Origin of the sequence: Streptococcus oralis, from assembly GCF_021497885.1 — a bacterium.
In the GTDB taxonomy this organism is placed as follows: domain Bacteria; phylum Bacillota; class Bacilli; order Lactobacillales; family Streptococcaceae; genus Streptococcus; species Streptococcus oralis_BQ.
The window spans coordinates 75,816-95,012 of record NZ_CP046523.1 but is presented as its reverse complement, the minus strand read 5'-3'; the positions used below and the strand labels follow the sequence as shown (position 1 = coordinate 95,012).

Sequence of the window (19,197 nt, the reverse complement as noted above, 5' to 3'; positions counted from 1 at the left end):
ATGTTACAAAAGCCAGAAAGAAATCCGTTAAAAATTATTTGGTTATCGAAAAATGATATACTTCCAAAAGAACTTTGGATAGCTTATGGTATTTTTTTGTGCATTATAACTGCTATTAAGTTTTGTATGCCTATTCATGTGATTGATGTTGATTTAAAAATCTATCAGACAAATCAGTATATTTTTCTTGCTATCTCGTCATTAGCCTTAGTACTATCAATGTATACCTTTGGTAGGGAGGTGTATACTCTTGATGACTTTGCAAAATTTTATTTAAGAAACAATGGAATAACCTACTATAAATATTTAACAAATTATTTATTTCCGTCGTTGATGTGGCTTGTAGCATTATTTTTTTCAATAATGAGATTAATGCTTATTGTAAAAATATCTAATACAACATTAGAAGTTTTGAGAGTAATATATCTTTCTCAAGTATTATTAGCTATTATATCAACCGTTAATTTAGTAATTAATAATATGAATCGAGTTTCAAATAAAGTCTATATGACTTCAAAAAGTATCAGCGAGGAGTATTCTAAAAAGAAAGAATCTGTTAGTTCAAAAACAATAGGAAGTACGGTGAATACGTTAAATATTAGTGTTGGGAAATTTAAACGTGTAGTACATTTCGGTATTGAAAAACTAGATTAAAAAAGATTAAGATAATTTCGCTTGAATTTATTTTAGAGATATTGTGTGAAAAATAATAAAGGGAATCACTTCTATTGATCAATATTAATTAGATTTTCATAAATTATGGAGTGATTTTCACTTATCTTGAAATATCTTGTATTAAACTGATTTCTAAGAAATAAGATGAAGCTGTGTGTAATAGGTAAAACGATATCGTACTATATTTAACTGAAATTTTTAATAATATTCCAATCTCTACCTTTTTCACTACCTTTTTCTTAGAAATGGTCTTAAAGTCTGGTATAATAAGTTTTATAGGCGTATTATTTTATTTTTACAGATTAAATAAGCATACCTAACTTAAAACGCCTTACTGGGCGTTTTTTGCTTTATTGGCTGGCAGTCTTTAGCTTTTCAGGAGAGATTTATGGCGTTTTATCTTTTGATGTTTCCTCCACTTTTTATCTTTCACGATATGGAAGAAATTATCGGTCTTGTCCCTTGGATTCATTTCAACGAAACCTTGCTGGCCCAAAAGGCTCCAACTATTCTCAAGATCCACAAAGGAATTACAACAGAGGGATTTGCCCTCGCTGTTTTTGAGGAATTCATCCTTGTCTTATCCATCACTTTCTTAGCATATGTTACTCAATCTAGAGCGCTCGAATTGGTTTGGTTAGGGGGATTTGTAGCCTTTGCGCTTCATCTCTTGCTCCATATCGGACAATCAATCCTTCTTCGCAAGTATATTCCTGCTCTGATTACTTCTGTCCTCTGTTTTCCTGTCAGTGCTTATTTGATTACAGACATCGTACATTTGTGGCAGGTTTCGACTAGCGAATTTTTCCTATTTTCACTGGTCGGTTCAGGCATTGTCGTCATCAATCTCCTCTTTGCTCTCTGGCTTGGGAGAAAGTATTCCGCCTGGCTTGCCCATTACCATTAACAAAAGTTCCTTGCAATTTCAATATGCAGGGAATTTTTTTATCCTCCTTCACAGTTAATAAGTGTTCTATAGTTTTTTAAGACAAAGCAAAAAGCCCACTGTTGTAGGCTTTTCGTAAGATATTTCTTAAAATTAAAGCATTTTGTTGTAGAATTCAACGACAAGTGCTTCGTTGATTTCTGGGTTGATTTCGTCGCGTTCTGGCAAGCGAGTCAATGAACCTTCCAATTTTTCAGCGTCGAATGATACGAATGCTGGACGTCCAAGAGTAGCTTCTACTGCTTCAAGGATTGCTGGAACTTTCAATGATTTTTCACGAACTGAGATCACTTGACCTGGAGTTACGCGGTATGATGGGATATCAACGCGTTTTCCGTCAACAAGGATGTGACCGTGGTTTACGAATTGACGAGCTTGACGACGAGTAGTCGCAAGACCAAGACGGTAAACAACGTTATCCAAACGACGTTCCAAAAGAAGCATGAAGTTGAAACCTAGGATTCCGCCTTTGATTTTTGTAGCTTGTACGAACAAGTTACGGAATTGTTTTTCACCTACACCGTAAGTGAAACGAAGTTTTTGTTTTTCAGCCAATTGCAAACCGTATTCTGACAATTTAGAACGGTTGTTTGGTCCGTGTTGTCCTGGTACGTAGTTACGACGTGCCAATTCTTTACCTGTACCTGTAAGTGAAAGGCCAAGGCGACGAGCTTGTTTCCAAGATGGTCCTGTATAACGTGACATATGTATGTCCTCCTGATATAAATAATATTTGGCGGAAATAGTCACTTAGAAAGCCCTGATTCGTGCAGATGCCCTTCGCCTAAACAGCCAAGGTTACTTGTCATAAGACACCTGTTGACGAGCTTCATGCTTTCCTGCTGCTATTTCACACAAAGGCTATTGTACCATGAAAAGCTAGATTTGTAAAGGGATTTTACGACTTTATTTCAAATTAAGGCTGAATGTAAACTTGCTTCCTAAGCCATACTGGCTTTCTGCTGTGATTTCGCCGCCAAGCTGATGGGCTAGTTCTCGTGCAATCGCAAGACCTAAGCCATGACCCCCTGTTTTCATATTGCGCGAAGTTTCTACACGATAAAGTCGTTTAAAGATCTTTCCCAAATCCTCAGGAAGGATCCCCTGGCCCTCGTCTTTCACACTGATTGTCAGCTCTTGTTCTGTTAATTGGGCAAGAACCTCGATTCTGGTTCCTGGTTCTGAATATTTAAAGGCATTGTTTAACAAATTAACTAAAATGCGAGAGAGTTTGTCAGAATGGCTCTTGATTTTCGCCGACTCAGGTGACACTTGAATGTAAACATCCCGCTCCTCTTGTTCAATCTGGAGTTGAAATTCACTCATTGACTCAATCAGCAACTGGTCTAAAAAGACCTCTTCGACTTCTTCATCAGCAGTTTCTTGAGGTTGTGTGTTAAGAGTCAAAACATCCAATTCCTCTACTAGCTTGTTTAGACGCTCAGTTTGCCGACCAATCGTGGTTAAGTAGTGGAGCCGCTCCTCTTCCTTGATCACTCCATCTAGAATTCCCTCAACAGTAACCTGAATGGAGGTAATGGGAGTTTTAATATCGTGAGAGAGCTGCGCAATCATCATTCTCTTTTCTTGCTCGCTCTCATCAAGTGATTGAAAGGTAGCCTGCAAATTGTGGGACATATCATTAAAAGCCTGTCCCAGCTCTTGAAATTCTAATGGTCCTTTGGTTTCAATTTCTGTGCTGAAATCCTTGCTGGCTATATCCTGAGCTTGTTTTTTCAAGTGTTTCAGAGAAGAGAACACTGGCGACAAAAGAAAGATGCTCACTGCAGCGCCAATGAAACTAGCAATCAAGGTCATTCCAACTAGAAAGTAAACTTCACTTTTCTCAATCAACATTCGTTGGACTGCCCAAAAAACGACCAAAATCGTTAGTAGAGTCGACACTAGATACCCCACTAAAATATAGTTTCTTAATTTCATTTTCTACCTCTTGGTCTTTCCATCTTATAGCCCAAACCCCAGACAGTTTTGATAGCAGGAGCATTTGAATTTGTATACTTGGTCAACTCTTGCCTCAAAGCATGGATATGAACATTGAGTGTATTGGTATCATCCACATAGTCCTCTTGCCATACCTTCTCGTAAAGTTCCGTCTTTGAAAAGACTCTCTCGGGATTGCTGGCTAATATCCATAGAAGTTCAAAGGATTTTACTGTCAATTCCAAAGGTTGCTCCCCAATGCGGACCTCATGAGTCACATGGTTGATTACCAAGTCACCAAACTCGATCTGTTCTGTCTCTCCTCCACGGCTAAGGCGACGCAAGATATTATTCACTCTTAAAACCAATTCGCGTGGGCTAAAGGGTTTGACTATAAAATCATCTGCCCCCAAACTTAATCCATAAATCTTATCCTGTTCGCTTGTCTTAGCAGTTGTAAAGAGGAAGGGTTGATCCGGAGCGATATACTGAACTTCACTGATAAAATCATAGCCATCCATATTGGGCATCATGATATCTGTGATAATAAGGTCAATAGATTTTTTTCTGAAAAGTTCTAATCCCTCCTTACCATCATGGGCGACCAAAACATCGTAACCTGCTTGTAAAAGATAGCGGTTTTGAATATCTAAAATATCTATCTCATCATCAACCAGCAAAATTGTCTTTTTCATCTGACACTCCTTCGATAAAAACAGTGTTATACTTGCTTTAGTATAACACTATTTTCTCTAATGTTTAAGTGATTTGAATCTTAATCTTCTCGTTTGGTTGTCAAACCCAAAAGTCCAACAAGACCTGCCAAGGCTAGACCAAAGATACCAAGGCCAGCTGTAGCCGTTTTAGCTTCCCCAGTATTTGGTAACATCGCTTTATCATCTTTTTTCATCATATTAGCCATTGGGCTAGAAGCTGGTTGATCTACTTTCATATCTGACATATGGTGATTTGTACCCATCATACCCTCAGTTGTACCTGTAGAGCCTGTTTCAGAAGGCTTCGTATTCATCTGACCTTGTTGAGATGGTATTGTCGCCATTTCTTTTCCACGAAGCTGAATCGTTACTTGACGAGTAGCAATCAGATTGGTCAAATCAGGTTTGCCATCTTTAGAGCCATAGACTTTAACAGTAGCTAGGTATGTATGTGTTCCGTTAGCTCGAAGTTGATCCAGCAAGGCCTGACCATCTTTGCCAACCGTATTGCCATTCAAATCCACTTCGTAGAAATATTGACCTTTAGCCAAGCCTTCAAGTGGCAATAGCGCTGGGTTCTTCGCTGTTCCATTGTCAGACCATGGAGCTTTGTCTGAGGCTTTTAACAAGAGGCGAGTCAACATACCATCTCCACCAAAAGCTTCGTATGGAATAACTTGGTTGACACCGGCCAAGAAAGGTCCAGGAACCTTAGCCTTATCAAGGTAGCTAGCTGGAACATCAATCATGTCTTTGACATTGTTAACAACAGACTCTTTGACCTGATTTGGTGTGGTCAAGCCATTCAAATTAACAGTCAAATCTTTAGTCGCTATGAGGTTAGTTAAGTCAGGCTTGCCGTCTTTCGCACCGTACACCTTGATAGTAGCTTTATAGCTTTGTGTACCATTTTGTTTCAAGAGGTCAAGCAGCTCTTTGTCAGATTTTCCTTGAGTGCCTGCTAAATCCACTTCGTAGAAGTAAAGGCCTTTGCCCAATTTTTCTACTGGTGGGAGAGCTGGATTTTTAGCCGTTCCATTGTCTGACCATGGAGCTTTGTCTGAAGCTTTCAAGATCAGACGAGTCAACATGCCATCTCCAGCGAAGAATTCGTATGGAATGACTTGATTGACACCAGCTGTAAATGGTCCTGGGAAATTGGCTTTGTCAAGGTAGCTAGCTGGGACATCTACTGTGTCTTTGGTGTTGTCAGCCACACCTTTTTGAACTTCAGCTGGGGTGGTCAAACCATTCAAGTTGACATCCAAATTTTTAGTCGCTACCAGATTAGTTAAGTCAGGTTTGCCATCTTTCGCACCGTACACCTTGATAGTAGCTTTATAGCTTTGTGTACCATTTTGTTTCAAAAGGTCAAGCAACTCTTTGTCAGATTTTCCTTGGGTGCCTGCCAAATCCACTTCGTAGAAGTAAAGGCCTTTGCCCAATTTCTCTACTGGTGGGAGAGCGGGATTTTTAGCTGTTCCGTTGTCTGACCATGGAGCCTTATCAGATGCTTTCAAGATCAGGCGAGTCAACATGCCGTCTCCAGCGAAGAATTCGTATGGAATGACTTGGTTGACACCGGCTGTGAAGGGACCAGGGAAGTTAGCCTTGTCCAAGTAAGTGGCTGGGACATCCACTGTATCTTTTGTATTGTCAGCCACACCTTTTTGGACTTCAGCTGGGGTGGTCGCTGGTTGCGCTTCACTAGCTTCACGGTCTTGTCCAGAAACTGTAGGCGCAGGACTTTCCACAGGTTTAACTGCATCTTCTGTTTGTTTCTTAGAGTCAGGTTGTGCTTGTACTTCTTCTTTTGGCGCTACTGCCGGCTCTTTAGCAGTTGCGTCCGCTTTTTCTGAAGAGCTTGTAGTATCCAAGCTTGCTTTAGGTGCTGAGTCTGCTTGTTCTGAAGGAAGAGCTACATCAACTGCTTTTTTGAGAACCTCTGCTGGTAAGTCGCTCTTTTCACTCACCGAAGCAGCGTCTGGCACGACTTGGGCAGGGGTCGGATTGACGACATCAGCACGTGCAGAACTTGGTTGACCAACTAGGACAAAGAAGCCACTAGCCACAACAACTGAAGCAACACCGACACTAAGACGGCGAATTGACCAACGAGTATATCTCTGATTTGGATTGAATTTCATAGGATTCTCCTTAGAGTTTTCTTTTTTTTTGATGACTCTAGTATAATCTCCTAAAATTAAAAAGGATTAAGAAAAAGTTAAAATTTTTCTTAAATCCCTCTTATAAAATACTTATATTGACTCGTTAATTGTTAGAAAGAGAGTACCCTTCCTCTCCTACTCACTCAGTTCAGCTAGGGTATCCAAATGTTGGTTATTAATGACCGCCATGATGTAGGCATCTGCCTGCAAGAGGTCATTAGGTCCGAATTGGACATCTAGAGGAGCATTTTCGTAGGCACGAAAACCTAGTACGTTGAGGTTGTATCGCCCACGTAAATCTAACTGACTGAGGCTTTTACCAGCCCACGATTGGGGAATTTTCATCTCGACAATCGAAACATTCTTGTCCAGCTGAAAGACATCCACGCTGTTATGAAAGAGGATTGTCTGCGCTAAAGAGCGCCCCATTTCAAACTCTGGTGAGATGACTGCGTCCGCACCGATTTTTTCTAAAACTTTTTTAGCTGTATGGCTTTTGACCTTGGCAATGACGGTCGGCACTCCTAGACTCTTGCAGTGCATAACCGCGAGAACACTGGACTCCAGATTTTCACCCGTTGCGACAACTACAGTATCACAGGTGTCAATCCCCGCTGATAGAAGGAGTTCTTCATCCGTAATATCGCCAACTACTCCACGCGCCAGCACAGGTTCAAATTGATTAATGCGTTCCTCGTGGTCATCAATAGCAATGATATTCATGTCATGCTTGGCTAGGGCAGCCAAAACACTGCTCCCAAAAATTCCCAAGCCTAAAATTCCAATTGTCCGATCTGACATCGTTCTTCCTTTCTTATCCGATAGTGATATCTGCTTTCATATAGTGAATCGTATCTTTCTTGTCTGGCTGGTATTCCGCTACACTGACCAGTAGTGTCAAGGGACCAATACGGCCGATGAACATCAGCAACATAACGATGCTGAGGGCTATCTTGCCTAGCTCTGGTGTTAAATTTGCCGTCACCCCAACTGTCGCAAGGGCTGAAATGGTCTCAAACATGAGGTAGATAAAACGCGGATTTCCCTCTGCTGTTATCCCTAGCAGGATCAAGCCCAGCAAGAAGGTCAGCAAGAAGATAATAAAGACACTGAAAGATTTTTGCACGGTTCGGGGTTCAATGGTCCTCCGAGCCACATTGGCATGAGGCAAGCCCAATAGTTCGCTACGAGCGAAGACCAACAAGACAAAGAAGGTCGTAATCTTGAGCCCCCCTGCTGTCCCTCCAGGCGCCCCTCCTAGAAACATCTGTAGGATATAGATGAACAAGGTCACCGGTCGAGCCTGGGTGTAGTCAATAGAGGCAAAACCTGCCGTTCTCATGCTGACGGTCTGGAAGAAACTAACCAGTAGTTTCTCTGGAGCGCTGAGATTTCCAATCGTCCCAGGATTGTTCCACTCGATGAACAAAGTCGATACGGTTCCAAAGAGCAGAATTCCCGCCGTTAAAAAGAGAACCAACTTGGTATGAAAGCGAAGACGACGTTTTTCCTTTTTCCCAATCTGGGTCGCTAGGTCAAACCAGACCATAAATCCTAGACCACCCGTGATAATCAAACCAGCAATCACTAGATTGATCAAGGGATCCGTTTGAAAAGCTGCCAAACTCGTACTTCCAAAATTATCAAATCCAGCATTACAGAAAGCTGAAACAGCCAAAAAGACAGAGGTTAACACCCCTCGCCCCCAGCCAAATTCGGGGATAAAGCGGAAACTCAAGAGAAAGGCACCAATTCCTTCCACCAGAAAAGTCGTCAGAAAGATTGAGCGGATGAAGTCCTTTAGAGACTGGGTTTCTCCATAACTGAAACTTTCTTGAATAGTCTCACGACCACGAAGACTGAGCTTTTGCTTGCCTTGGATATAAAAGATTCCGATAAAGGTCATGAGACCCAAACCGCCAATCTGGATCAAGAGCATACAGATCAACTGGCCCCATATATTGTAAGTAGAGGCTACCGGCTGGGTAAAGAGCCCTGTCACACAGACCATGGACACGGTCGTAAAGAGATGGTCAAAGTAGGTCGCTTGTGACGTTGTTGCTTGCACAAAGGGGAGACTTAAAAGGAGAGAACCCAAGAAGATTACTAGGGCAAAACTTAAAAAGATGCGACGGGCTGGCGATAAACGTCCCAGTGTCGTCCTGATTTTTTCCAAAAAAGATTTGAATAACATAGCTACATTCTACCATAAAAACAGTAAGAAAACTCACATGTGGTGCACAATGGCAAGACAGAGTTCGAGTGCCTTATCAAAAGCTTCTGAGCCCCAGTCACGACTGTCGTAGTTGTCCAGATCCGCCAAGGAATCTGCGGTAAAGAGCAATTCCCCCCAGACAACCCCACGTAGTTGGGTTACTGCCGCAAGAGCCGAGCACTCCATCTCCACAACTGCACAGCCTTCCTCCTTGCGATAGGCAACCTTTTCAGCCGTCTCTCGGTAAAAACCATCTGTCGTCCAGGTCATGACTTCCTCATAAGGAATGCCTCTTTGTTCCAAGACTTGCTCAATAGCAGAGACAGCCTCAATCTGCATCTCCATATAACGAGAAGGCGCTACATAGTGGTAGCTGGTCCCCTCATCTCGCAAAGCCCGAACAGGGACGAGAAAGGCATTTTCCTCTATATCGGCTAGGACGCCACAGGTTCCAGTGGAAATGATTTGCTCCACACCATAGCCAATCAACCAATCCATAAACTGGGCCGCTGGAGCAGAACCAACAGGCGCTTGAGCCAGACAAATCTTCTCACCCTTGTAGTTGATGACGTACACTGGATAAGTTTTAGTGGCAGAAACGAACTCGCCAACACAGTCCGCCCCTACTTCCTGAGCATAACGGTCAATCTCCTCCTCCAAAAATGCGTAGATGCACTTCTTTGGCAACTTTAAATCTAGCCCCTCATGTGTTGGCATAAGGACCGCTTGGGGATTGTCATCAAACTCCAAAATGGGAATCGCATGTTTCTGAATCATAGCCCACCTCCTCTAATTTTGTACTATTGTATCAAAAGCTGACGGAGTGTCAAGGAGTTGTCTTTACATTTCCTCTAGTAACAACACAAAACTCTCCCTTCTCTTTCGAGAAAGGAGATTCTTTTTTATCCTTGTCCGCCAGGGGCTGGACCTCCGCCTTGAGGGCCTCCATTTGGTCCACCGCCTCCAGGCATAGAGTTGACAATTTCCGTTTGTTTTTCACCGTTGAGATAGATATCCCCGCCTGTGTAGGTCGCTGTTCCATCAAAGTCAAAACCTGTTTGACCAATCATTTTAATGGTTCCGCCTGTGACCGTGATATTGCCGTTTGAGTCAATTGGGTCTGTATCTCCTTGACCGACTTCTACTGTCAGGTTCCCACCGTTCATGGTGAAGAAGATTTCACTCTGTTGGGCATTTTTGTTGGCTGCATTGACTCCATCATCTGTCGAATAGATGCTAATGTCCCCACCGTTGATAGTGATGGACTTACCTTCAAGTCCTTCTGTCGAATTCTTGACGGTGTAGGTACCACTATCGATAACCAAATCACCTGATGCGTGGATGCCATCATCTCCTGCTGCGTGGATGCCATCATCTCCTGCTGTGACGGTGATGTTGTTGTTGGATAGGTACATGGTTCCGACTGAAGTATCCTCGTCATTGTCCACCTTTACGCCATCTTCTTTGGCATCGATAGTCATGGTCGTACCAGTGATGTTGAGTTCATCATTGACATTAAAGGCATCGCCAATTGCTGTGATGTTATAGGTTCCACCCGTGATGTGGAGGGCGTCGTTGGCCTTGATACCATTGTTCTTCTTGCCATCTACATTGAGAGTTCCTTTCCCGTTGATGGTCAAATCCACCTTAGAAAAGAGAGCTGCGTCTGCTTTTTCGTCACTGTTAGAGCTTGAGTCAGAGAGACTGTTGGTGGTCCCCTCTGCTAAAGTCAAGTAGACGTGGCCAGCTGATGTCGCAGATATCGCTGCATTGGTATTGGTCATGGTCGCACCTTTTAGGACTAGGTGAACATCTGCCGACTTATCTGCCTCGACCTTGATCTGCACTCCGTCAGACTGACCTGAAATTACATAGGTCCCAGATTTTGTGATGGTCACTGTTGATTCAGAGACTGTCACCCCTTCTCCAGAGACGTTTGCAGATGAGCCAGATAACTCAATCTTAGAAGCTGTGCTTTCATCATAAGAAGTATCATTGTCCTTCTCTGTAAAATAGGATGATTGGTTTGTCTTTGTTGCAGTTGTTGTTGCACTATTTGTCGTCGCATTGGTATTGGATGTAGTTGTTGACTGGGAACATGCTGCCATCAGTACCATTGCCGTTAAACTCGTTACGAGTAGGGTCCATTTTTTTGATTTCATACCTTTTTCCTCTCCTTCGTATGATATAGCTAGACAGTCTACAGAAGATTCCTGAAACAAAACTAAAACTTTTCTGAAAGTTTCCTTAAATTCAGTTTGGATTAGATTTCGTCTAGTAATTTTTTAGAAAGGACTGCTAGAAACAATTTTTGAACGCTAAAATACCTTTAATAGATTTTTAAAACCAACATCCCCCAGTGCGATGTCTCCTTGACCAAGAAAGCCAAAAAGAAGAAAAATTTATAAGACTAAAACTCATAAAAAGAACAGCCCTAGCTGTTCCTTTTCACTTCTATTTCACAGGTATTTCCTTAATCACACGCGCAGGATTGCCAGCTAGGACGACATTGTCTCCAAAGGACTTGGTAATCACGGCCCCTGCTCCAGCGACGACATTATTACCCAGTGTCACCCCAGGAAGGACAATGACACCACCTCCAGCCCAGAAATTATCTCCGATGGTGATGGGCTTGCCGTATTCGACCCCTGAATTGCGTTCATGCGGATCCAGTGGGTGGAGTGGGGTTAAAAACTGACAGTTGGGGCCAAGCATGGCGTTGTTCCCGATGCGAATCGGACAAACATCCAGCATGGTCAAGTTCCAATTAGAATAAAAATTTTCCCCTAGATGGATGTTGACCCCATAATCGACCACCAGGCGTGGATTGACATAGAGATTTTGCCCAGTTGAACCAAACCAAGTCTTGATAATCTCCGCACCTTTTAAGGGATCTAGCTCCTGATTGAAATCAGCCTGCTTCTGACGTGCTGTCTGAGCCAAGGCCCGTAATTCTGGATCCGACGGACGGTAAGGCTCCCCTGCTATCATTTTCTGGTATTCGCTAGTCATCTTATCACCTCATACTTACTTTGGCCCCATCATATCAAAAAGCCTCTGAAAGGTCAAGAATAGCCTGCTTTCTAGACTCTCGAAACAAATCCCCTCCCAAGTCAAAACAACTTGCTTGACAAAAGATTGACTTCATGGTTTAATATACCCCATAAGGGTATATTTGGAGGTGCCTATGTTTCACTTATTTACAAAAATTGACAGTATTTCTACCAGCGAGTTAGAAGCTAAACTCAGAGAACCAATTCAGCTACTAGATGTTCGGACGCCTATGGAATTCCGTAGAGGTCATATCAAAAATGCAAAAAATGTTCCTTTAACGGAAATCGGATCTTACACACCTGCGACAAAAGAAACACTTTATGTCATTTGTCATTCTGGTGTACGAAGCAAACTGGCTGCGAAGAAGCTAAAGAAAAAAGGTTACGATGTCGTCAATGTTCGAGGCGGTATGAGCGCTTGGACAGGTAAGGTCATCTAGAAGTATAAAGGAGAAAGTCAATGAAAATTATCATTGTCGGAGGAGTTGCAGGCGGTATGTCAGCAGCAACCCGTCTCAGACGCCTCATGGAAGACGCTGAGATCATTATTTTTGAGAAAGGTCCCTTTGTTTCCTTTGCAAACTGCGGACTTCCTTACTATGTTTCAGGAGAAATTGCAAACCGTGATAGTTTATTGGTCCAAACTCCTGAAAGTCTCAGGGCACGCTTTAATCTCGATGTGCGGCCATTTCACGAGGTTATCCAGATTTCGCCAGAAGAACACACTGTGACGGTGCGGCATGATGGACAGGAATTCACAGAAAGCTACGACAAGCTGATCCTCTCCCCAGGAGCTAAACCATTTGTCCCTACCATTGAAGGCTTGGCAGAAGCTAAGAATGCCTACACGCTTCGCAATGTTCCTGACCTCAATGAGATTATGGCAGCCTTGGACAATCATCCAAAAGAAGCTGTCGTTATCGGTGCAGGCTTTATCGGGCTTGAAATGGCTGAAAATCTGGCAAAACGTGGATTGCAAGTCACCATCGTGGAGAAAGCACCCCATGTCTTGCCACCATTAGATCAGGAAATGGCGGCCTTTGTCCAAGCAGAATTGGTCAAAAACGGCGTTCGCGTTATCACTTCTCAGTCTGCGACTCGATTTGAAGATCAAGGAAAAACCATCGTTCTCGAAAACGGTCAAAAGATTGCTTCTGACCTCACCATCCTTTCTGTAGGTGTTGAACCTGAAAATGGACTGGCTCAGGCAGCGGGGATTGAACTGGGACTCCGTGGTGGGATTCTCGTCAACGAAAACTACGAAACCAGTCAAAAAGATATTTTTGCAGTTGGAGATGCCATCGTCGTCAAGCAAGAGATTACTGGCCAAGATGCCCTCATCTCTCTAGCTTCTCCTGCCAATCGTCAGGGACGCCAAGTGGCGGACGTCATCGCAGGACTCGGCCGTACAAACAAGGGCAGTATCGGCACTGCAATCGTTCGTGCCTTTGATATGACAGCTGCTTCGACTGGTCTCAGCGAGCGTATCCTTAGCATGAATCAACTTCCTTACAAGGCCCTTCATGTCAGCGGTAAAGACCACGCTGGTTATTATCCCGGCGCTACTGATATGACCTTGAAGCTCCTCTTTGACCCAAACACTGGAAAAATCTATGGTGCCCAAGGAGTTGGGAAGAAAGGTGTTGACAAACGAATCGATATCCTAGCAACTGCTATCAAGGGAAATCTCACCGTCTTTGACTTACCAGAGTTAGAGTTTACCTATGCGCCACCATTTGGCTCTGCCAAGGATCCCGTCAATATGCTGGGCTACGCAGCCTTGAACCTTATCGAAGGTCTCAGCGACAATATTCAATGGCACCAGCTCGAAGACGAACTGGCTACTGGTAAGAAATTCCTAGATGTACGGACAAGTGGCGAATTCCAGAGTGGTCGACTCAAAGTCGATACCATTCATATCCCCCTAAATGAACTACGAGAACGCTTGGATGAACTAGACAAGAACCAAGCCTATATCGTTAGCTGCCACAGTGGTTTACGCAGCTATATCGCAGAGCGTATCCTTAAACAAGCAGGATTTACCGTCCAAAACTTTGACGGCGCTTATTCACTATACAAAATGGCTAACCCAGAAGGAGTAGAATATGGTAACTAATATCAGCATGGCTGACTTTTATGAAAAATATCAAAATGAAAAACTAGATCTTATCGATGTACGTGAAGTACATGAGTTTCAATCAGGACATGCGCCAGGTGCAAAAAATCTTCCGTTAAGCACCTTGGAGCAAGGCTACAAAGAACTCAAACCTGACCAGGAATACCATGTCATTTGTCAAGGTGGAGTGCGTTCTGCCTCTGCCTGTCAATTTCTCAGCGCCCAAGGTCTCACCGTTATCAACGTAGAAGGTGGTATGAATGCTTGGCCCGGTCAAGTAGAATAATCAAAAAACCGATTAAGAATTCTTAATCGGTTTTTTCATCTTTATAACTCGATGATATGAGCCTCATAACCAATAGCTTCTAGGAACTTGAGTAGGTCTGTCGTGTCCAAGAAAAGCGTTTTTTCATTGGTATTAGGGTGAAAACTCATCCGTTTTTCAGACATAATTTCTTTGTCGAAATAGACCTGAACAGCCTTATCTGCATTGTTGAGCAAGCCAAATGGAGAGACAACACCTGCTGGTAACATCATTTTTTCAAACAAGCTCTCAGAGGAAGCCATACGGATTCTATTGGCTCCTACCAAGTCTTTCAAGAGGTCCATGTCCAAACGCTTTTTATCATCCATAATCACGAGATAATAGGCTGTTTTCTTTTTGTTGGTGAGAAACATGGTCTTAGTACGGACGCCTTCGATCCCTTCGATAAAGCTATCCGCTTGCTCTGTTGTCAAGGCTGGCTCGTGCTCCACGATTTCAAAGGGAATATCTAGCCCATTTAGCATTTCTACTACTTTTTCGTATGCTTCCATCTTCCGGCCTCCTTTAACTTGTCTTACCACCTTTAATTATACCATCAAAATGCATTTTCTTCCAATTCCCATCTAAGCCTCTCTAGGTTTCTTTCATTTTCATACAAGTTATCTTAGACGGGACTCCAACTGCTAGGATGGTCATGATTTCCAGCCAGCAAGCCCTTCTTTTCTTTCCACCGCATAACCACAAGGCGTTACATATCTTTTGCATGACCGAAACGCTGATTGATTGTGTGACTCAAGGTGACTAATTTTCCCAGAATATCCCTCTTGCAGATAAATAGCACATAACTATCGCTATTCATATCCATACAAGCAAGACAGAAATCGTGTCCAGCCCATCTTTCGTCCAAAATTTTACACCAAGTAGGGATGTCATCACCCTCGTCGAACCAATTCTCCTCCAAATCAAGAGTTTGTTTAGCTGCCAGAGGCTCTAGTTGGTACAGAAATTCATCCTTATCTGTCTTCCAGTCTAACTCAATGACTGCATCCACAGCAAGTAGTTCATCAGCAATAGCAAGCCATTTTATCGTAGCTTCATCGACTTCTTCGCCTATGCCCCGCTCGTCATATCTCTCTGCATACTGCTTGAAATAGGCTTTCGGTGATTCAAAACAGGAGGTCAAACGAGATCGTACCTCACTATCATCTGTTAGCAATTGGGTTATTTCCTGATAGATTGCGATATTTTTCTGCTCATCTGTCCGCATATCTAGTACAATTTCCCAGTCTTCTAGGTCCGATGTAACTCTGTTCTCCAAATATGCCCGAAGCAAGTCTTGAGTTTCTTTCTCGCTCAGACCATTTTTTTCGTAGATTACATTCTCGTTGATCCGTTCGGCATCAGCTACACTAACCTCAAAACGAAAACCGTCCGAATCTTCATCCTGACAAACCTGTACAAAATCCGATACAAACTGACTCCCCTTTAGTTTAACTGGTTGCTGAGGTATTAAAGTGAGAAAATCCCTATCACCATCTTGGACAGCTGCCAGTTGCTGCCATACTTCCTCAAGTTCAAAGCCATTTTGTTCCTTCTCACCATCATCTAGCACCCAATCCGCAAAGATTCTTCCGGAAATACTCGCAAAATCTGCTCTCTCGTCTCCATCTAGATAAGGCTGATCACTTGTAACAGGAGCCATCTCTTTGACTACCTTTTCAGCCTCTTTTTGAATCCAACCTTGTCTAAAGAAATGGGCAACAACACTAGGCAAAATCAAGACAGGCAGACAAATAAGAGTCCCTGCAAGTGCGAGACCCTTATATCGATTTTTTGTGGGACTCCCTTCTGATAGCTGATTTAGAAAGTCCGCTACTTGATTAAAAAGTTCGCCCCCAGTGACCCAGAATAGGAACAGACATTCCACACCAAGTAGGCCAAGCCATATAAACGCCATTCGTTTCGCTGCCTGACTACAGATCTCCATTTTAGTTTGTATAGGAATAGCTTCTGCCTCAGGAACACTCTGAAACCATTTTTCTGCTCGTTCTTCTTTTGTCATCTTTCCCCTCCTGTGATCCACTTTCTTATCTTGTTCTATCACATAGAGAACTACTATTTTCGTTTGATTAGGTACTGAACAGCCTTTTCTAAGCGTTCTTTTTGAGCCTCAGGGTCGTCTAGGGGTTGGTTGATGCAGGCTGTGAGATTCTCGGTAATGATCATCTCAATCACGCGCTCCACACTCGAACGAACCGCTGTCAACTGGGTAATGATATCTGCACAATCACGCTCTTCTTCGATCATCTTTTGAATTCCACGCAACTGCCCCTCTGAACGTTTCAGGCGTGTAATATACTTTGAGTTTGTCATCTTCTTATCCTTGGTCGATTTTTCTTCATTATATCTCTAATGGACTCCTTTGTCAAAATTCTCGTTCCCTCTTTATCAATAGAATCTCACCCTGCTATCGCTTTCATGGTATAATAGAATGACAAATACTATTAGAATCTATGCTCGTAGCAATACGAGTCATTCTTAGAATAGACCAGCCTATGAACTCTATCTATGGCCCTTGCGAAGTCTACTTACCCACTATCTTGCAGACTTTTCTTCAAGATATGGAAGAAGCCGCAGCTAATTATAAAAAAGAAACCTCCCTCAAACTATATGAGCATTTGCATGCGCGTATCAAAACCGAGGAAAGTATGCGTGAAAAATGCCAACGCAAGGGCCTTCCTCAGACAAGTCAATCCGCTCTTAAAGAAATACGAGATGCTATTGGCGTTCGAATTATCACAGGCTTTACAGATGATATCTACCGCATCGTAGAGTATATTCGCCAGATGCCAAGCATCCATATTTTCAAAGAGAAAGACTATATCCGTCAGGTCAAACCCAACGGATACCGTTCCTATCATCTGATTCTAGAGGTGACCACTCCCTATCCAGACTGTCTGGGAAATGACCAGGGTACCTATTTTATCGAGATTCAATTGCGCACAATTGCCATGGACTCCTGGGCTAGCCTCGAACACCAGATGAAATACAAGAAAAACATCCAAAATCCTGAGCGAATCACGCGCGAGCTCAAACGTTGTGCCGATGAGCTTGCTTCTTGTGACTTGACCATGCAGACCATCCGTGATTTGATTCAGTGCTCTGATCAAGACTAAGGAGAACCTATGAAAATCCTACTTGCCGAAGATGAAACCCAACTAAACCGTGTTATCACTGTTGCGTTAGAACGCGAAGGCTTACAGCGTTGATTCTGTTTTTAACGGACAAGACGCTGTCGAAAAGGCTAAATCTAACCACTATCACCTCATGATTTTTGACATCATGATGCCAATTAAAACTGGAATCGAAGCCCTCAAAGAAATTCGCCAGGCAGGCAATACAACTCACGTCATCATGTTGACAGCCATGGCCGAAGTGGATGACCGCGTAACTGGACTTGATGCAGGTGCTGACGACTACTTGACCAAACCTTTCTCGCTCAAGGAACTCTTAGCTAGACTCCGTTCTACTGCACGCCGCCTGGAAGACTACACCCCGGATACAGTCCAATTAGGAAATACTCGCTTGGATATTGACGAACAAGAATTAGCTGCTACAAACAGCATTCGTTTAGGGAAAAAGGAAACCCAACTCTTGACTCTCCTCATCCAGCACGCGAACCAACCCCTCAGTTGTCAACAGCTACTAGAGCAGGTCTGGCCAGACGAGCTGGAAGAACAGGATCACGAGCTCGTCTTTCTCTATATCTCCTACCTACGCCAAAAACTCCAAAGTGCCCAGTCTAGCTTACAAATACTTGGGGCTGCAGAAGGCCCCTTCCAATTGACAGGAGGTGACTAGATGTTTCGAAAACTTCGTATCAAATTTATCGCAACGGCCACTCTTGCCATCGCTCTGATTCTAACCTTCTTTCTAGTCTTGATGAATAGTATCGTCTACACTCAGACGGAGGGTAACATCCACACCGTCCTCTCTATCTTAACCAAGAATGAGGGCGAACTTCCTATTACAGACGAAATCAAGGAAAGTCTGACTGAGAAAAATATCCAAGAAGGAATTGTCTACAATTTTCAATACTTCTCCGTCAGAGAAAAGGAAAATGACTACGCCATCTCCCTCACAAATGTCCAGTCCTTAACTGAGGCTGAAGTCAAAAGTTTTCTCCCAAACATCCTCAAAAAGCAAGAAACTTATGGTTCTATTACTCATAAGGGACGCTATTTTACCTACCAAGTGAGCCAATCTACGACTGGGAAACTACTGGTCTTCTTTGAGACAACTAACTATATCCGCGAACGCGACACCCTACTTCAGGTCTCTATCTGGCTGGCCTTGGCTAGCTTACTCCTCCTCATACTGCTCTTTACCTTGATTTCTGGGATTGTTATCCGTCCCTTCGTCAAAAACTATGAAAAACAACGGATGTTTATCACTAATGCAGGTCATGAACTCAAAACACCGCTGGCTATCATTTCGGCCAATACCGAGCTTCAAGAACTCATGGAAGGAGAGACCGAGTGGAGTATCAGCACCAAAGAACAGACAGAGCGTCTCAACCACTTGATTGGAAGACTGATCCGACTTGCTCGGCTCGAGGAACAAGAGGATATCAAACTAACTCCTCAAAATATCTCGCTTATTGCTGAGAAAGTTGCGACAGATTTTGCTCCCCTCTTTAAAAAAGAAGATAAAAACTTTGAAAGCCTGATTGAAGCAGATATCATAGAAAAAGTTGCTCAGGAGGAATTTTACGAATTACTCAGTATTTTGCTCGACAATGCCCGCAAATACTGTGATCCAGCAGGCACCATCCGTCTAACTCTCAAACGCAAAGCCTATCTCCTACGCAAGCGCACCTGTATCACTGTGTCTAACGACTACAAGGATGGGCAGCCTGCCAATATTAAACGCTTCTTTGATCGCTTCTACCGTGCCGAAACATCACACAATAACCAAACCACCTCTGGGTATGGCATTGGTCTCTCCATGGCCCAACACCTTGTCAGCCTGTTTAGAGGAAAAATCTTTGTCACCTATAAAAAGCAGGTGATTACCTTTACCATCTGGTTGTAAACGTGGAG

Annotated in this window: 19 protein-coding genes and 1 pseudogene; 8 read left to right on the top strand and 12 right to left on the bottom strand. The window is 43.1% G+C overall.

All coding sequences use genetic code 11. From position 1 onward, the window contains the following. Both GOM48_RS00500 and GOM48_RS00495 read left to right on the top strand, forming a co-directional pair. Window positions 1–654, top strand: a complete 654-nt coding sequence (locus GOM48_RS00500; protein ID WP_235097707.1) for a hypothetical protein — start codon at window positions 1–3, stop codon at window positions 652–654. A gap of 409 nt (window positions 655–1,063) precedes the next feature. Beyond that, window positions 1,064–1,582 carry an HXXEE domain-containing protein gene (locus GOM48_RS00495; protein WP_084917372.1) on the top strand — a complete coding sequence of 173 codons (519 nt, stop codon included), beginning with the start codon at window positions 1,064–1,066 and terminating at the stop codon, window positions 1,580–1,582. Between the two features lie 132 nt (window positions 1,583–1,714). Here the strand turns inward: GOM48_RS00495 and rpsD are convergent, their stop codons facing one another. From rpsD to GOM48_RS00450, 9 genes are all read right to left on the bottom strand, one after another. Further along, window positions 1,715–2,326, bottom strand: coding sequence for a 30S ribosomal protein S4 (rpsD, locus tag GOM48_RS00490; protein ID WP_000092756.1), 612 nt, complete (start codon window positions 2,324–2,326; stop codon window positions 1,715–1,717). Between the two features lie 201 nt (window positions 2,327–2,527). Beyond that, complete coding sequence (locus GOM48_RS00485) at window positions 2,528–3,562, bottom strand: sensor histidine kinase (protein WP_235097706.1); 1,035 nt, start codon at window positions 3,560–3,562, stop codon at window positions 2,528–2,530. Next, a complete protein-coding gene (locus tag GOM48_RS00480) occupies window positions 3,559–4,257 on the bottom strand; it encodes a response regulator transcription factor (RefSeq protein WP_044020073.1) in 699 nt (232 codons plus the stop codon). Before GOM48_RS00480 ends, GOM48_RS00485 begins: the two co-directional genes overlap by 4 nt. A gap of 80 nt (window positions 4,258–4,337) precedes the next feature. Further along, on the bottom strand, window positions 4,338–6,425 hold the full coding sequence (locus GOM48_RS00475) for an SSURE domain-containing protein (RefSeq protein WP_235097704.1): 2,088 nt from the start codon (window positions 6,423–6,425) through the stop codon (window positions 4,338–4,340). A gap of 156 nt (window positions 6,426–6,581) precedes the next feature. After that, the gene (locus GOM48_RS00470) at window positions 6,582–7,247 is read right to left on the bottom strand and encodes a potassium channel family protein (protein ID WP_044020070.1); all 666 of its coding nucleotides are present in this window, start codon (window positions 7,245–7,247) and stop codon (window positions 6,582–6,584) included. A gap of 13 nt (window positions 7,248–7,260) precedes the next feature. Beyond that, window positions 7,261–8,640, bottom strand: a complete 1,380-nt coding sequence (locus GOM48_RS00465) for a TrkH family potassium uptake protein (RefSeq protein WP_235097702.1) — start codon at window positions 8,638–8,640, stop codon at window positions 7,261–7,263. 33 nt (window positions 8,641–8,673) lie between these two features. After that, window positions 8,674–9,438, bottom strand: coding sequence for a nucleoside phosphorylase (locus GOM48_RS00460; protein WP_235097700.1), 765 nt, complete (start codon window positions 9,436–9,438; stop codon window positions 8,674–8,676). Between the two features lie 125 nt (window positions 9,439–9,563). Then, complete coding sequence (locus GOM48_RS00455) at window positions 9,564–10,823, bottom strand: carbohydrate-binding domain-containing protein (RefSeq protein ID WP_235097698.1); 1,260 nt, start codon at window positions 10,821–10,823, stop codon at window positions 9,564–9,566. A gap of 292 nt (window positions 10,824–11,115) precedes the next feature. Beyond that, window positions 11,116–11,673: a sugar O-acetyltransferase gene (locus tag GOM48_RS00450; RefSeq protein WP_125449418.1), complete on the bottom strand. Its 558-nt coding sequence runs from the start codon at window positions 11,671–11,673 to the stop codon at window positions 11,116–11,118. 175 nt (window positions 11,674–11,848) lie between these two features. Here GOM48_RS00450 and GOM48_RS00445 point away from each other — a divergent pair, with 175 nt between their 5' ends. From GOM48_RS00445 to GOM48_RS00435, 3 genes are read left to right on the top strand one after another with little or no spacing between them, the layout of a single operon-like run. Beyond that, window positions 11,849–12,154, top strand: a complete 306-nt coding sequence (locus tag GOM48_RS00445; protein WP_084925265.1) for a rhodanese-like domain-containing protein — start codon at window positions 11,849–11,851, stop codon at window positions 12,152–12,154. Window positions 12,155–12,174: 20 nt separating this feature from the next. Beyond that, the gene (locus tag GOM48_RS00440) at window positions 12,175–13,830 is read left to right on the top strand and encodes an FAD-dependent oxidoreductase (protein ID WP_235097696.1); all 1,656 of its coding nucleotides are present in this window, start codon (window positions 12,175–12,177) and stop codon (window positions 13,828–13,830) included. After that, entirely contained in the window at window positions 13,820–14,116 is a 297-nt protein-coding gene (locus GOM48_RS00435) for a rhodanese-like domain-containing protein (protein WP_235097695.1), read from the top strand. Before GOM48_RS00440 ends, GOM48_RS00435 begins: the two co-directional genes overlap by 11 nt. A gap of 41 nt (window positions 14,117–14,157) precedes the next feature. On the opposite strand, the gene GOM48_RS00430 is transcribed toward GOM48_RS00435, so the two are convergent. The 3 genes from GOM48_RS00430 to GOM48_RS00420 form a co-directional block, all read right to left on the bottom strand. Beyond that, complete coding sequence (locus tag GOM48_RS00430; RefSeq protein WP_235097693.1) at window positions 14,158–14,646, bottom strand: prolyl-tRNA synthetase associated domain-containing protein; 489 nt, start codon at window positions 14,644–14,646, stop codon at window positions 14,158–14,160. Between the two features lie 197 nt (window positions 14,647–14,843). Beyond that, complete coding sequence (locus GOM48_RS00425) at window positions 14,844–16,157, bottom strand: DUF6630 family protein (protein WP_235097691.1); 1,314 nt, start codon at window positions 16,155–16,157, stop codon at window positions 14,844–14,846. 53 nt (window positions 16,158–16,210) lie between these two features. Continuing rightward, window positions 16,211–16,468 (bottom strand): metal-sensitive transcriptional regulator, encoded by a 258-nt coding sequence (locus tag GOM48_RS00420; protein WP_000185163.1) that lies wholly within the window; start codon window positions 16,466–16,468, stop codon window positions 16,211–16,213. A gap of 182 nt (window positions 16,469–16,650) precedes the next feature. On the opposite strand from GOM48_RS00420, the gene GOM48_RS00415 reads away from it, so the two are divergent. The 3 genes and pseudogenes from GOM48_RS00415 to GOM48_RS00405 all read left to right on the top strand — a co-directional run bounded on the left by GOM48_RS00415 (window position 16,651) and on the right by GOM48_RS00405 (window position 19,189). Continuing rightward, complete coding sequence (locus GOM48_RS00415) at window positions 16,651–17,271, top strand: GTP pyrophosphokinase family protein (protein WP_235097688.1); 621 nt, start codon at window positions 16,651–16,653, stop codon at window positions 17,269–17,271. A gap of 9 nt (window positions 17,272–17,280) precedes the next feature. Then, window positions 17,281–17,956: pseudogene (locus tag GOM48_RS00410) on the top strand (response regulator transcription factor). Further along, complete coding sequence (locus GOM48_RS00405; protein WP_235097687.1) at window positions 17,957–19,189, top strand: sensor histidine kinase; 1,233 nt, start codon at window positions 17,957–17,959, stop codon at window positions 19,187–19,189. The last annotated feature ends 8 nt before the right edge of the window (window positions 19,190–19,197 follow it).